Genomic DNA, 13799 nt, shown 5'->3' with positions numbered 1-13799 from the left:
AAAAAGGGGGTGAGCCCCCTATTCCTCACCATCACCTTCACCTTCCTCCTCACTTGCAGGTTCATTCCCGAAAATTTCTGGATTCCCTTCTTCAAGTAGCTGCTGAACTTCATCTGCTATTTCATCCAAAATTTCCTCAGCGCTACGCTCTCCGTTCCATAGATAAGTCAAATTTTGATTCACATGGTCCAACCAACGATTGTTCGGCGTAAGCGTCCATGGACCTGGTCGTTGCGTTTCCGCACCAATGATGAATGCTTCTGCATTTTCAGGCTTTTCCCCTAGCTGTAGAAACACATCTGTTTCAGACACAGATTTATAAGTTGGGATCGCAAACCCGAGTTCTGTTTGAATTTCTTGCCCACGTTCACCCGCAAGGTATTCTATTAATTGAAAGGCTTCCTCAGGGAAATTCGTGTCTTTATTAATCGCATAACCTACAGATCCAGACCAGCTGGATGACACCCCTGTTGCCCCCGCAGGAGGCGGTGCTACATCCCAGTCAAAATCTAGTTTACGATACGTCGGTACCATCCATCGTCCCGCTGTCATCATCGCAATTCGCCCGGTTTCAAACATTTGATCCGCATCCATTGCTTCAAGCGAACGAGAGTCAGGCGCCACCTTATGGACGTGGGTTAAATCAGCTACAAATTGCAGAGCTTCCACTGCTTCCGGTTCGTTCATAACAAACGTTGTTCTATCTTCACTTAAAATATCGCCGCCATTGGACCAAATAAAACCTTCCCACCAGATCGGACCTAACCCGAATTGATCGGGTCTTCCATTACCATTTTCATCAATCGTTAAGGCTTTTGCTTTTTCTAATAATTCGTCCCATGACATCGGAACTTCTGGATCTGGGTAAGAAACCCCCGCTTCATCGAATAAATCTTTATTGTAGAAAAGAGCTGAAGGACCAATATCTTTCGGTAAAGCGTAGAGATCCCCTTCTCCCAATACTCGTCCATCCCAGCGGTAACGACTAAGGGCCGATTCCCACATATCTTCAAGATTAATCGAGCTTTCTTCCACCATGTCTTGAATGTTCAAAAACAAACCAGCCTTTACCCAACCACCAAAATCACCATCAGAAGTAAACACAACGTCAGGAGCTGTTCCCCCTGCAAGCATCGTATTCATCTTTCCACTATAATCATCAGGAATATGAATAACGTTGACCTTAATGTTCGGGTTATCATTTTCAAAGTTATCAACTAACTCATTAAAAACGGCTAACTCATCAGGTAATCCCCATGTGGAAATGCTAATGTGCACATTCCCTTCTTCATCCACTTTGCTTTCCTGCACGCCACCTTCCTGTGCAGACCCACCGCAAGCAGCCAAAGATACAGCTAGTAACACCATCAAGAAAAAACTTAACTGTTTCTTTACTCGTCCCATCGTGTACCTCCCCTTTTTTATGTAACGTAATATTACAGAAAGAAAGATTCTTTCGTGCAATCAATGTTAAAACGCTTTCATAGATTCATAAAAATAAAAAATGCCTTGCTCCCCTTCATTTGTTAATATTAGAATTAATTAAATTGCTTTATCATTAATATATGTACATTATATTTACTTATTTCATTAATGTCAATGCTAATTATCATATTGAGGAGTAACCCTTTTTTTCTTCTCTCAGATACAGCTGAACGATAAAAGAAAAAGATCGTCATTCTTATAAATGAAATGAAGAAACAGATAGTATTTATATTAATTAAATTATGTTATTCTGTAATTAATAGCGATGAAGAAGGTGATTCTTACTATGAATGAGGACAATCCGTACACGAAAATCATGAAACTATTCGAATGGATCATGAGACTCGTCTATTTGAACCTCCTCTGGCTGCTTTTTTCTTTCATTGGCGGCATCATTCTTGGGGTCATGCCTGCAACAGCAAGTCTATTTGCGGTTTTTCGCAAATGGTATCAAAAGGAGGATGATTTTCCGCTCTTTCAAACCTATTTGAATGAATTTAAACGGTCGTTTAAAATCGCGAATTTGGTCGGGCAGACTCTCGTTCTAATTGGAGGAATTTTATATCTGGATGTTCTCCTCCTTCTCGGAACTTCCCACTGGATGGGCCAGCTTCTTTTAATGGGCGTTGGTGCCCTCTCGTTTATTTATCTAGTGACACTTTTGTATATTTTCCCTACGCTTGTTCATTTTGATTTATCTTATAAACAATACTTTAAGCATTCATTTCTTCTCGGTGTGCTGCAGCCGTTTCGAACTTTGTTGTTAATGATTACGCTCAGTTTAAGCGCCTTGCTCTTTTTAACTTTTCCGATTCTTCTCCCTTTGTTTGCTGCTAGCTTTATGGCGGCACTCACGATGTGGTCCTTTCTCTTCGGCTACAAGAAACTGGCCGATCGCTATGAACATATGAAAAAAACGGAACCGAACTAATATGGGTTCCATTTTTCCCATCCCACCTCCTTAGGAACGAAATGCGTTAACCATTCCGTTCCTTACTATTTGTCTCCACAAAACCTTCTTGTATAACTTCCGAGATAAGAAGCGGATGAAGCGCCGAAAAAAAAAAGACGACCATCGATATTGATGCTTGAAAATGCGCTTAACAGATCCTCCAATAAAGGTTAAGACGTTTTTAAATGTTCATTCAGACAGTAAAGAAGCGTACACCGCTCTCGTAGCTTATGAGCTTTCTCTAACGCCTCGTCCTCCAACGAATCAGCAAGAGCTAAATCAGCACTTTTCACTGCCCCACCTACACTTTCTAGCAACCTTTGAATGTCGCTAGATTCTGGTATCGTGTCAATTAACATTAAAAGTCTCTCTCGATGTTTATGAATGCTATTGACCAACGGGGAGCCTTCGCCTTGGAACGTTTCGATCTTTTTTCGAGCTTCGTTTTTATATAATGCCGAAGTCAGCATCGTCGCATAGCCGACTTTCGCGCCATGAAGGGGTTGCGTTCCTCCTGAACGTAGAAAAGCCATTTCCCAATAATGGGATAGATGATGCTCTGCACCTGATGCCGGATGGGAATGACCAAAAATAAGCATGGCTAACCCTGACATGATGAGAGCTTCTGTTAACAGGCGGATCCCTTGTTCATTGCAAGCTGCAATCTCATCAGCATGCTCCATACACATCGTGAGCGCAGATTTTGTCATGTGAAAAACAGCGGGACAAAAAGGCTCATCATTCAACATATGGCTCACTTGCCAATCAACTAGTGATGTGGACTTCCCGAGCATGTCACCGAAACCGGCAGCTACCATAGAACGAGGGGCTTGTGTTAAAAAATCCAAATCTGCAAATAAAGCGATCGGGGCCTGCGTTTGGAACGTTATTTTTACCCCATCACGGATAACCGGTGCCCCCATCGAGGTAAACCCATCGACCGAAGGTGCTGTGGGAATCGCGATAAATGGCTTACCAAACTTGTAACTAGCGATGCGCGTCAGATCATGAATCGTACCGGCTCCTACCGCAAGAAAGACATCTGTTTCCTTAGCTGCCCCAATGACGAGTTGGCCAAGCCCATGCTCATCAGCAAGTAAAGTAGGTGCCCCCTGCTCTTTAAGGATGCAATTTTCTACATCGATCCCGCGGCCTCTAAGGAGCTGAGCTACTAATTGTCCTGCTACAGCATACGTATTGGCATCGGCAACTATTGTCACATGTAATAGCCCTTTTTCATGTAGATACTCAGGGAGGTAGTTAATCGCGTTCCTACCCAGTTGCAATTCATCCATTTCGATCCATTGATGTTCGTGACCGCACTCGCATTCACTAGCGACTCGCTTCGCTTGTTTTAATAGATGATTCACGTATAGTCCGCCTCCTTAGATTAGGTGAACGACGCTTGCTTAAATACGCTTTTGACGTATCGCCTAATGTTCATGTCAGATTTATTAATAGAACACGCCAAAGTAGAACTAAAGATAGCCTCACACAAAAGCTGTGAGGCCGTCTTTTTTATTTTTTCCCTAGCCGAATTACGTTCCAAGATAGCTTTGCTAGATTCGCTGTCAGCCGCCCTTGATCAATGGCGGAGTCACCATTGTGATGAGGCGTTACCTGTTCTCGTCCTTGATTTGTCGCTTTCATATTTTCATGTTCAAGGACAATATGCTCCAATACGTGATACCCTTCAAAGCTACGCATATCACATTGTAAATTTAGCGATTCTGTTTGGTGTTTATTAACTGCAAAGATCGTCACTTCTTCGGCTTCCTCGAGATGCACCACCGCCGCATCCAAATAAGGAACGTCTGTAAAATCTTTACTATCGTATTTAGGTGAAGAGATTTGCGCTTGTAAAGCCACACCGCGTCCGTATACTGATGCGTGCATGTACGGATAAAAAATCGCCTGCTTCCAAGCCGGCCCACCTTTTTCAGTCATAATCGGAGCAATGACATTTACGAGTTGAGCAAGACACGCAATTTTGACACGATCGGCATGCTTCAGTAACGTGATGAGCATGCTTCCAACAAGAAGGGCATCTTCAAATGTATAAATGTCTTCCAATAATGGCGGTGCTACACTCCACGGAGTTATTTGCCGATCCGCTTCGTTGGAGTGGAACCAAACATTCCACTCATCGAATGAGAGATGAATCGTTTTTTTGCTTCGCTTTTTCGCTTTCACATAATCAGCAATCGCAATCACTGAGCGAATGAACTCATCCATATCCATCGACTGAGCAAGATAGTTTGCTAGATCATCATCACGATTTCCGTAATAAGTATGTAGCGAAATATAGTCTACATAATCATACGTATGGTCTAAGACCGTTGCTTCCCAATCGGCGAACGTTGCCATTTTACTGTTGGAGCTCCCACAAGCAACGAGTTCTATGGAAGGGTCTACGAGCTTCATCACTTTTCCTGCTTCCGCCGCTACACGACCGTATTCTTCTGCTGTTTTTTGCCCGATTTGCCAAGGACCATCCATCTCATTCCCTAAACACCATGTTTTAATATTATGCGGATCTTTGTATCCATGGGAGATGCGTAGATCACTCCAATAAGAACCGGACGGATGGTTACAATACTCAACAAGATTACGGGCTGCATCAACCCCGCGAGAGCCGAGGTTCACAGCCATATTCACCTCTGCCCCAACCTTTTTCGCCCAATCAACAAATTCATTTGTCCCTATTTCATTCGTCTCCGTCGTTCTCCACGCTAAATCCAACCGCTTTGGCCTTTCGGAAACAGGACCTACCCCATCCTCCCAGTTGTAACCGGATACAAAATTTCCGCCAGGATAGCGTACGAGTGGCACTTGCAGTTCTTGAACGAGCCGGATAACGTCTTTGCGAAACCCTTGCTCATCTTCATCAGGGTGTCCGGGTTCATAAATTCCTTCATAAACAGCACGTCCTAGGTGCTCAATAAATGAACCATAAATGCGCTTATCAATTTCGCCAATTTTAAACGATTTGTCGACAACCATTGTTGCTGTAAGTGTCATGAAACTTTCCCCTTTCCTACTTGAAATTCCCATCTCCAAACGTTCAGTTAATAAATAAATTATCTTATTAATATTGATATTAACTTGTACGTACATAATAGCATCTTCCTCTTAAGCAAGCAATGGATAAATTAATATTTAATTGTCTTCCTAGCGAACCTTTATCTTTACGGTCATATCCATTTGCCATATGTCCGATTTATTGATGGGAAAATCGTCGCTAATCTCGGTAGTGTCGGACTCCCGTTCGATGGAGTGTGTCAAGCGTCTTATTTACTCGTGGACGGAGCTGAGGAACAGTTTAGTGTCACAATCCAACGCGTTAGCTACGACATACACTCGGTCTGTGAACAGATTGAGGCTTCCGATTATCCGAATCCTACGTTCTTGCAAAACGTCTTGAAACATGGAAAACCTCAGCGCTAGCGATTAACAAAAAACTTGGCCCCGAGCCAAGTTTTTTGTTATTTTTTCATAATGGAGTCTAGCGCCCATTTTTTCAGAGAAGCTGTTAGAGAGCCATGGAGCGTCTTAAACTGAATGCTGCGATTGGCTGGATCTGCAAAGTACCGAGCCGTGAACACTTCCTCGCCTTCGTTTACAAACAGCTCGACAGCAGACGTATCCACATAGAGGTGAAGCGATGATAGCTCAGCTAACTCACAATGACGGCTTTCGGTTAAACCATCAACAAAGCTCACTCGTTCTAATGTTAGTCGTTTTAACCCTCGATTGAAAATGACACGGACATTATCGCGTATCGTTAATTCAAACACCTCTGCCTGATTCTCTTCAACATGAAGGAGTAATTCAAAGGCTTCGCCAGAGATTTCTTCAAACCTCTGAGGGTGTTCTGAGATCTTTACACTTGGTCGTGACACTTCATTTATTCGTAATTGTTTGAGCTCTTCCACTGGGCGTTGATAGATTTTCCCATCCACTAACTTCAGTTCACGAGGTAATGTCATCGCATGAATCCACTGATGTTTGACCGTTGGATGCTTCTCCTCTCCCTGATCCGGTACCCCCATCCAGCCGAACAAAATTCGTCTACCGTAACGATCGATCGTGGTTTGCGGCGCATAAAATTCAAAGCCTCGATCTAGCTCTTTAAATGGCCCATGGACAAGCTCGCCCGTTTCATAATCGAGCCGACCAATAAAATAGCCGGTATTATGAACGTTATGATAAAGATAACCTTGCTTTTCGAGCCCTTGTGGTGAAACGAGCAAAACATCCTCCCCATCTAAATGGAAAAGGTCTGGGCATTCCCACATATAGCCGAAATCACCCATACTTCGTACATTCGATCCTGTCACAATACCAGCAAACTTCCATTCTTTTAAATCGTCTGATCGAAACAACAAAACGTGCCCGTCGATCTGTTTTGTCTGTGCTCCAATCACTAAATACCAGATGCCATCACGCTTCCATACTTTTGGGTCACGAAAATGCGCCGTATAACCGTCCGGAACGTGCAAAATCACCCCTTTTTTTGTAAATGTTAAGCCATCCTCTGATTCTGCTACACATTGATAGCTTTCCCGTTCGTCATTTTCATTTTTTACATTCCCTGTATAAAAGAGTTTTAGCTTTCCATTATCTGCTACAGCACTTCCTGAATAGCAGCCGTTTTTATCGAACCAATCGCTTGGCGTAAGCGCGGGCTCTTTCTCTTCCCAAAAGACTAGATCGCCTGATACGAAATGCCCCCAAAATTTAGGCCCATGAGCCGCTTCGAATGGATGCCACTGATAAAATAAATGGTAGGTCCCATCCCAGTCAATAAACCCGTTCGGATCGTTTAATAACCCAACAGGTGGCATTAAATGATAAACAAGACGGTATGGATCACGTTGTACTAAGCGCTCATATCGTTTAATGGTCTCTTTCGCCTTTTGTCGTAATTCTTGATCTCGATTCGTCATCAACACTTCACTCCATCTGTTCATTTCGTAGGATGTCATTAACTTTCTCAAGGGTCGGCAATGCCGTCATCGCCCCTTTCGTTGCAGCCGCTAACCCTCCAGACACGCTAGCAAATCGGGCCATCTGCTCTACTTCTTTGATAGACAACTCAGCTACTTGCTTCCGTTGCTCTTGCAGTTTGAAAAGAATAGCTGAAACAAATGCATCACCTGCACCGGTCGTATCAACTGTTTGTACTGCCATCGCCGGAACCTTACGCTGGATGCCGTTATACGAAACGATGCTACCTTTTTCCCCTAATGTGACAAAAACAAGCGGAATGTTGTAAGCTGCAAGCTGATCCAAACCCGCCTCAATTGTCTGTTCGCCCGTGATGAACGCCAATTCCTCCTCACTGATTTTCAGCACATCTGCTTCCCCTAGCATTGAAGTGATGAGCAATCGTGCTTGCTCCTCATCCTCCCAAAGGTTTAGGCGTAAATTCGGATCATAGGAGATCATCAGTCCATTTTTCTTTGCTAACGACACAGCATGTCTTGTCGCCGTTCGTGCCGGTTCACTTATTAAACTAATTGAACCGAAATGGAGAACACCATGCTCTTCAAATATAGTAGGAGCAACCTCACCTTTTTCTAAAAAACGATCCGCGCTCGGATTAATATAAAAATCAAAGCTTCGTTCGCCATTAACTGCAAGGGTTACAAACGTAGCCCCAGTACGGACCTCCTTGCTAAACAGCATGTGCTCAGTGTTTACATTCGCTTTCGACAAAGTTTCTTTTAAAAATCGCCCGAGCAAGTCGTCTCCCACCTTGCCGACAAACGTTGACTTTGCCCCAAGCTTGGCTAATCCTACAGCCACATTTGCCGGAGCACCCCCGGGACTTTTTTGGTAGATTTCATTAGTAGAATCCATCGGAATAAAATCAATCAACGCTTCACCTAAGCAGATAACACCTCGGTTCATCTCGATAACTCCCTTCCTATACATGAAGGGGAACGCGCAAAGGTGTTCCCCTCAGGTCCTTCTTCAATGTTTAATTTTCTTCCTCTTTGAAGCCTAATAGCCATGTGGCAACAAAAGCAGTGACTAAGGCAATAAAGAATCCAATGACATAGTGGAGCAAATTGATCGTTCCGAGTGGAGAAACGATCGCCAACATCGGAATCCCTGTTAAACCATAGGCTACTGCGGAAACATTCATGAACACAACATATGCTCCGCCTAATGCCCCTCCAATCATCGCTCCGACAAACGGGCGACGATATTTTAAGTTAACCCCAAAAATGACCGGTTCAGTAATTCCGAGAAAAGCGGAAAACGCCGATGGTAGAGCCACTTCCTTCGTTTTTGCTCGTTTTGTTTTAAAGAAGACCGCAAGTCCAGCTCCGCCTTGCGCTACATTGGCCATAGACCAAATCGGTAACAGATAGTTTATACCAATACTTGCGATTAAGCCTGCTTCAATGGCGTGGAAGCTATGATGTACACCTGTAATAACGATGGCAGAATAAACACCACCAAACAATAGTCCGGCAACAAAGCCAACGTGATCATAGACGAAATTTAAGATGACGGTAATTCCATCTCCAATGAAGTTTCCGATCGGTCCAATGACCATAAGGGAAATAAAACCTGTTAACATGATGGTCACAAACGGTGTGACGAGTAAATCAATTGCGTTTGGAACAACTTTGCGTAAACCTTTCTCAATCTTGCTCATTGCATATACAGCAAGTAGGACAGGAATCACAGTACCTTGATAACCGATAAGAGCGATATCAAAGCCGAGAAACGTTAAATAATCTGGCTCCGCATTCCCGAGTCCCCATGGATTTAATAACGCGGGATGGGTCATGATACCACCCATGACTGCCCCTAAGTAAGGATTGCCGCCAAACTCTTTTGCCGCACTAACACCAATTAAAATTGGTAAAATGATAAAGGCCGCACTCGAAAACATGTCAAGCAATACGATTAGTGCGTGATCTGGAGCTACCCATTCAAACGTTCTCATCATTCCAAGGAGACCCATTAATAAACCGCTTGCAACAATCGCAGGAATAATTGGAACAAAGATGTTTGATAGCGTTTTCGCAAAACGCGCAATTGGGTTCATTTTTTTCTTAACAGCTTCTTGATGATCCTCTTGATTCCCTTCCTTTAACCCTGTTTCCTCAGCGAAAGCTGCGTATACTTTATTCACAACACCTGTACCAAAAATGATTTGATATTGTCCTGAGCTTAAGAACGCCCCTTTTACTCCGTCAAGTTGTTCAATCTCTTTCGTTTGCGCCAGCTGATCGTCTTTTAACACGATGCGAAGACGAGTAGCACAATGAGTCCCACTGACAATGTTCTCTCTTCCACCTAACAATGGGATAAGCTGTTTAACCACTTCTTGATGATTCATTGTTTGCCTCTCCTTTATCATAATCTTTTTTAGGAACCGGTTCCACAAGAAAACAAAAACAAAAATAAAAATCTTAGCCTAGTCTTTAGGAACCGGTTCCATTCTAATTAATAGTCCTTTGGAACCGGTTTCGACCTCATTATATCTCATGCTTTTACACATTGTCAACGCTTTCTCGTTCAATTAATTCCACATCCATACGTGTAAGATGGTTTACCTCTTCTCCGTTCATTAATTTGATCATTTTTCTCGCCGCCATTTTTCCTGCAGCTTTAAAGTGAAAATTCACTGTCGTGAGGCTTGGATGGATAATCCCGGTGACCTCATAGCCGCCAAATCCCGTAATCGACAGATCTTTCGGTACGTTCATTCCAATCGAATAGGCCCCTTTTAGCGCCCCCAACGCAATATTATCTGTTGCACAGACGAGAGCTGACGGTCGATAGGTTTCGATCATTTTCGGTGACACGCGAAACGAATCTTGCATGCTAAAGCTTGTTTCGAAATACGCCACCTCGCACGGACCATGCTCGGCCATCGCTTGCTTGAACCCTTCTTTACGTTTAACTCCTACCGCAATGTCGTGTTCCCCGACACCTAAATACGCGATCCGCTTATGCCCCTTGCTGAGCACATGCTTCCCCATTTCATAACCTGCTTTAAAGTCATCATGGATCAAACACGGAACCTCAGTATGCTCTTGACCGACGAGTAACGTCGGAATGCCTACTTCTCGAAAGGCATTGAGATGCTCTTTCGTAATGACAGTGGCAAGCAAAATAACCCCAGCAATTTTTTGATTCGCTAAGTTATAGATCGTCTCGATTTCTCGCTCTACGCTTTGATCCGTATTGGACATGAGCATTTGATAACCTAACGATTTTAACTCATCATCAATTCCCATGACCGTTCTTGAAGCAGCAAAGGAATCTAATCGAGGGACAACCGTTCCGATAAAATTCGTTTGCTTCGCTTTTAAGCTTTGGGCAAAAGCATTCGGGATATACCCTGTTTCCTTGATCACTCGTTCAATTTTTTGCCTTGTTGGTTCGCTGACAGAGCCGCCATTTAAATAACGAGATACGGTACTTTTGGCTACACCTGCTAATTTAGCAATATCTAAAATCGTTGTCATGTCCGTCACCTTTTGTGGAAGTGTTTATGATTTGAAGTCATCCTTTTTATTATAGACAAAACGGCCTTACGGTGAAAGCGGAATCTGGGGTATGTATTTGATTTCCATGTAACGTTTGCTCAGCCAACCTCACACTTATCGCTGAAAACATCATTCTTTATTGATAATGAAAGTGTCCGTGAACATTGTTTAAATATTTTTACGACTTCACGTTTTCCTCACATTTTTATGTAACACTCAACGTTGGTTCATGAAACAGACAAAGGAGTTAAGAAGACATGGATGTAGCAAAATCAACGAGCGGAGATTCGAACAAACAAATGAATGAAACGAAGCCATCACTCTATCAAGTTATTTGGCGGTGGCACTTTTATGCTGGGGTGATTGTTGCCCCGTTTTTGATCATTTTGGTGTAACCGGGGGAATCTATTTATTTAAACCACAAATCGAACAAACACTCTATCAACAGTATAACGAAGTGACGCCAACCGGAGATCGCCTGTCTCCAGATGAACAATTAGAAATGGTTCATGAACAGTACCCTGATTCGGTCATTACAGCGTATCGCCCAGGAGAGAGCTCTACCCGTTCAAGTGAAGTGACACTCTCAACGGTCAACGGGCCACTCACGGTATTCCTCGATCCTTACACAGGGGAACAGCTCGGAACGTTGGAACATTTTACACAACCAGAGAGAGAGTCACGATCAAGATCATGGGGATGATTCCCATCATTAACAACGGAAAAGACATTCGGTTCTGTTGCGATAACCGAATGTCTTTTTTGCCATTTTCCCTTTTTCGGTACTTTACGTCATTATCAAACGTAAAACAAGTAAAACAGGAGGAGGTCGCTACTGTATTCAAGTGTAAGTGGAATTTTAACTTATTGCACACTCTTCCCTTCAAGGCAGATGGTTTTCACGTAACTAGGGTCGTGTTGGGTCAAAAGAACATATTCACGACCGTTATAGTGAATTGTATCGGACAGAACGGATTGCTTTCCTATGTTGCTGCTCAATCCTTCCCCTACTGCTTTCCCTAGCGCTTCCTTTCTCGTCCATAATGACAGCCATAGTCTCATCTTCTGATCGGGATCCACTGAAGCTAATAAGTTGATCTCATCTTGATGGAAAAAGAACGGGTGCACTTTGGGTGGAAAAGGGCGTGGACATTCAATATCAACGCCAAGGACTGCCGTTTCATGCAAACCGATCAAAAAGTAATCTTTAGCATGGGAAACGTTAAAGAAATAGTCGTTATTTTCGACTATGGGTTTTCCGTACTTCCCATAAGTAAAGTGAATTTGATTTGGTGGAAGCGCGAGCACGGTTGAAAGTAAGAAACGTAAATAGCCCCTAATCAGTTTGAAACGCTCTGCGTAAACGGATGATTTCATGCGTTCCGCACGCTGACGTTCATCTGAGGAAAGGATAAGAAACGCATTTTTCCCCTTGGTTAAGGGTTTTTTCGATTTCCCTTGCAGCTTCATGATTAGACGCGTAGATGCCATAGACAAAAGCTCCCTGTTCAACAAACGTTTTTACAATCTCTTTTCCGATTCCCCTTGTAGCACCTGTTACAATGGCTACTTTATCACGTAATAACATGGTGAGCCCCCTTTGCTTAAAAGACCGGAGTATGGGCAAAGCCACACTCCGATGATTCCATTTAGTTCCCTACTTTTTCCTTCAATTGCTCTTCGATAAAGGATGAAAGAGTAGCAACAGAGTAGAAATGCTTACGAACATCCTCCTCTTCCAATCCTTCTACTTTCACGCCAAATTCAGCTTCAACACCTGCGACAACATCAAGGGCCTCAACTGAATCAAGTCCTAGCCCATCTCCAAACAATGGCTCTTCATCCTCAATTTCATCTGCCTCAATGTCCTCCAGCTCCAATCTCTCAATCAAAATATTCACCTTAATAATTTCTTTAATTTCGCTAATAGATTTCATTCTACATTCCCTCCATTTTTTATTTTCTAATGGCCATGGCCATAGAATTCCCGTTAATCGATGTAGTGATAATAAGCCCTGTTCTCAGATCGTTTTTCGGCCAACCAAAAGCATGAATCATAGACTGTTGTTCTTCTTTTGGTAAAGCAAGCAGCTCTAGTGCCACTTGTGCGTGAAAAAGCGATCCATTTGATTCCATATAACCGCAAAGATGGTTCAATGTATAAACAGGGATATGCCCTAGGCGTTCCTTTAATTGAAGAAACGCATCGATGTCTGTCACATTGTTGTTATGGTAAAAGATGAAATCGATCTCATCCTCAGAAAGGTTTGCATTTTGCAAACATTGCTCCACAGCATGTTTAATCGTTTGATCCATATCATTTTGGCCAGAAAACGCTTGACCGAAGCCTTCGATTGTAGCAATCGGATCTAGACCTTTCTCTTCAGCAACTTTTGTATCTGCTAACAAGAGAAAAGTACTTCCTTCACCGATCTCATAAGAACTATTCTGTAAGTTCATTGCTCGATCAATCTCATCAGATAATCCAGACCGCTCATCTCCAGCTCCTACTAGCACGGTTGATTGCTTCCCATCAAGAATGCTAGTCATCCCATATAGGATCGCTTGTAGTCCATCTATACCACCTGAGCTATGAGAAGAGCTAAAACCTTTAATACCAAACTTCTTGGCAAGCTTTCCTGCTGTTGAGTTCAACACCATATCTGGAAAGTAGACACTACTTGCATTTCCAGCTCCGCGCTCTAAAATAGAACCTAACCTGAATTATTCATAAAAAACCTTTAATGCCCAAATAATGCTTATCTATCAAGGTATTGAGCTAAATGGTCCATGCATCAAATAAATGAAAAAAGAATCCATTTCTGATATGGTTAAAGCAACGA

At 42.9% G+C, this 13799-nt stretch carries 15 protein-coding genes; 4 read left to right on the top strand and 11 right to left on the bottom strand.

Features of this window, described 5'->3' with window-relative positions; all coding sequences use genetic code 11:
• Positions 1-18 precede the first annotated feature (18 nt).
• Positions 19-1404 carry an ABC transporter substrate-binding protein gene (locus E2L07_RS16305; RefSeq protein ID WP_134230084.1) on the bottom strand — a complete coding sequence of 462 codons (1386 nt, stop codon included), beginning with the start codon at positions 1402-1404 and terminating at the stop codon, positions 19-21.
• A 367-nt stretch (positions 1405-1771) separates the two neighbouring features.
• Between E2L07_RS16305 and E2L07_RS16300 the strand changes: the two genes are divergently transcribed.
• Positions 1772-2416, top strand: coding sequence for a YesL family protein (locus E2L07_RS16300; protein ID WP_053431250.1), 645 nt, complete (start codon positions 1772-1774; stop codon positions 2414-2416).
• A 191-nt stretch (positions 2417-2607) separates the two neighbouring features.
• On the opposite strand, the gene E2L07_RS16295 is transcribed toward E2L07_RS16300, so the two are convergent.
• Together E2L07_RS16295 and arfA are read right to left on the bottom strand one after the other, a co-directional pair.
• Positions 2608-3807: a sn-glycerol-1-phosphate dehydrogenase gene (locus tag E2L07_RS16295; RefSeq protein ID WP_134230083.1), complete on the bottom strand. Its 1200-nt coding sequence runs from the start codon at positions 3805-3807 to the stop codon at positions 2608-2610.
• A gap of 148 nt (positions 3808-3955) precedes the next feature.
• A complete protein-coding gene (gene arfA / locus E2L07_RS16290) occupies positions 3956-5458 on the bottom strand; it encodes an arabinosylfuranosidase ArfA (RefSeq protein WP_134230082.1) in 1503 nt (500 codons plus the stop codon).
• Between the two features lie 183 nt (positions 5459-5641).
• Here arfA and E2L07_RS16285 point away from each other — a divergent pair, with 183 nt between their 5' ends.
• The gene (locus E2L07_RS16285) at positions 5642-5884 is read left to right on the top strand and encodes a metallophosphoesterase family protein (protein ID WP_243854978.1); all 243 of its coding nucleotides are present in this window, start codon (positions 5642-5644) and stop codon (positions 5882-5884) included.
• A gap of 38 nt (positions 5885-5922) precedes the next feature.
• On the opposite strand, the gene E2L07_RS16280 is transcribed toward E2L07_RS16285, so the two are convergent.
• From E2L07_RS16280 to E2L07_RS16265, 4 genes are all read right to left on the bottom strand, one after another.
• The gene (locus E2L07_RS16280; RefSeq protein WP_208402080.1) at positions 5923-7386 is read right to left on the bottom strand and encodes a glycoside hydrolase family 32 protein; all 1464 of its coding nucleotides are present in this window, start codon (positions 7384-7386) and stop codon (positions 5923-5925) included.
• A 7-nt stretch (positions 7387-7393) separates the two neighbouring features.
• Entirely contained in the window at positions 7394-8353 is a 960-nt protein-coding gene (locus tag E2L07_RS16275; RefSeq protein WP_175414316.1) for an aminoimidazole riboside kinase, read from the bottom strand.
• Between the two features lie 70 nt (positions 8354-8423).
• On the bottom strand, positions 8424-9800 hold the full coding sequence (locus E2L07_RS16270) for a sucrose-specific PTS transporter subunit IIBC (protein ID WP_053431254.1): 1377 nt from the start codon (positions 9798-9800) through the stop codon (positions 8424-8426).
• A 154-nt stretch (positions 9801-9954) separates the two neighbouring features.
• Positions 9955-10935 (bottom strand): LacI family DNA-binding transcriptional regulator, encoded by a 981-nt coding sequence (locus E2L07_RS16265; RefSeq protein ID WP_134230080.1) that lies wholly within the window; start codon positions 10933-10935, stop codon positions 9955-9957.
• Positions 10936-11213: 278 nt separating this feature from the next.
• On the opposite strand from E2L07_RS16265, the gene E2L07_RS21305 reads away from it, so the two are divergent.
• Complete coding sequence (locus E2L07_RS21305) at positions 11214-11351, top strand: hypothetical protein (RefSeq protein ID WP_243854977.1); 138 nt, start codon at positions 11214-11216, stop codon at positions 11349-11351.
• Complete coding sequence (locus E2L07_RS16260) at positions 11297-11659, top strand: PepSY domain-containing protein (protein WP_243854976.1); 363 nt, start codon at positions 11297-11299, stop codon at positions 11657-11659. Before E2L07_RS21305 ends, E2L07_RS16260 begins: the two co-directional genes overlap by 55 nt.
• Positions 11660-11820: 161 nt before the next feature.
• Here E2L07_RS16260 and E2L07_RS16255 read toward each other — a convergent pair whose 3' ends face one another.
• The 4 genes from E2L07_RS16255 to E2L07_RS16240 all read right to left on the bottom strand — a co-directional run bounded on the left by E2L07_RS16255 (position 11821) and on the right by E2L07_RS16240 (position 13611).
• On the bottom strand, positions 11821-12333 hold the full coding sequence (locus E2L07_RS16255) for a 4'-phosphopantetheinyl transferase family protein (RefSeq protein WP_166740106.1): 513 nt from the start codon (positions 12331-12333) through the stop codon (positions 11821-11823).
• 19 nt (positions 12334-12352) lie between these two features.
• Entirely contained in the window at positions 12353-12544 is a 192-nt protein-coding gene (locus E2L07_RS16250) for an SDR family NAD(P)-dependent oxidoreductase (protein ID WP_083445541.1), read from the bottom strand.
• Positions 12545-12605: 61 nt separating this feature from the next.
• On the bottom strand, positions 12606-12893 hold the full coding sequence (locus tag E2L07_RS16245) for a phosphopantetheine-binding protein (RefSeq protein ID WP_010898002.1): 288 nt from the start codon (positions 12891-12893) through the stop codon (positions 12606-12608).
• A 19-nt stretch (positions 12894-12912) separates the two neighbouring features.
• Entirely contained in the window at positions 12913-13611 is a 699-nt protein-coding gene (locus E2L07_RS16240) for a beta-ketoacyl-[acyl-carrier-protein] synthase family protein (protein ID WP_208402078.1), read from the bottom strand.
• Between the last annotated feature and the right edge of the window lie 188 nt (positions 13612-13799).

The sequence above is a fragment of the Halalkalibacterium halodurans genome (assembly GCF_004376175.1).
Classification (GTDB): domain Bacteria; phylum Bacillota; class Bacilli; order Bacillales; family Bacillaceae_D; genus Halalkalibacterium; species Halalkalibacterium halodurans.
Note: the sequence above shows the minus strand (reverse complement) of the source record. Positions and strands in the feature narration are given on the sequence as shown.

Coding starts and splice junctions, on each gene's coding strand:
- E2L07_RS16305 (WP_134230084.1), bottom strand. CDS start 1,404: ATGGGACGAGTAAAGAAACAGTTAAGTTTTTTCTTGATGGTGTTACTA.
- E2L07_RS16300 (WP_053431250.1), top strand. CDS start 1,772: ATGAATGAGGACAATCCGTACACGAAAATCATGAAACTATTCGAATGG.
- arfA (WP_134230082.1), bottom strand. CDS start 5,458: ATGACACTTACAGCAACAATGGTTGTCGACAAATCGTTTAAAATTGGC.
- E2L07_RS16280 (WP_208402080.1), bottom strand. CDS start 7,386: ATGACGAATCGAGATCAAGAATTACGACAAAAGGCGAAAGAGACCATT.
- E2L07_RS16275 (WP_175414316.1), bottom strand. CDS start 8,353: ATGAACCGAGGTGTTATCTGCTTAGGTGAAGCGTTGATTGATTTTATT.
- E2L07_RS16270 (WP_053431254.1), bottom strand. CDS start 9,800: ATGAATCATCAAGAAGTGGTTAAACAGCTTATCCCATTGTTAGGTGGA.
- E2L07_RS16265 (WP_134230080.1), bottom strand. CDS start 10,935: ATGACAACGATTTTAGATATTGCTAAATTAGCAGGTGTAGCCAAAAGT.
- E2L07_RS21305 (WP_243854977.1), top strand. CDS start 11,214: ATGGATGTAGCAAAATCAACGAGCGGAGATTCGAACAAACAAATGAAT.
- E2L07_RS16255 (WP_166740106.1), bottom strand. CDS start 12,333: ATGAAATCATCCGTTTACGCAGAGCGTTTCAAACTGATTAGGGGCTAT.
- E2L07_RS16250 (WP_083445541.1), bottom strand. CDS start 12,544: ATGTTATTACGTGATAAAGTAGCCATTGTAACAGGTGCTACAAGGGGA.
- E2L07_RS16245 (WP_010898002.1), bottom strand. CDS start 12,893: ATGAAATCTATTAGCGAAATTAAAGAAATTATTAAGGTGAATATTTTG.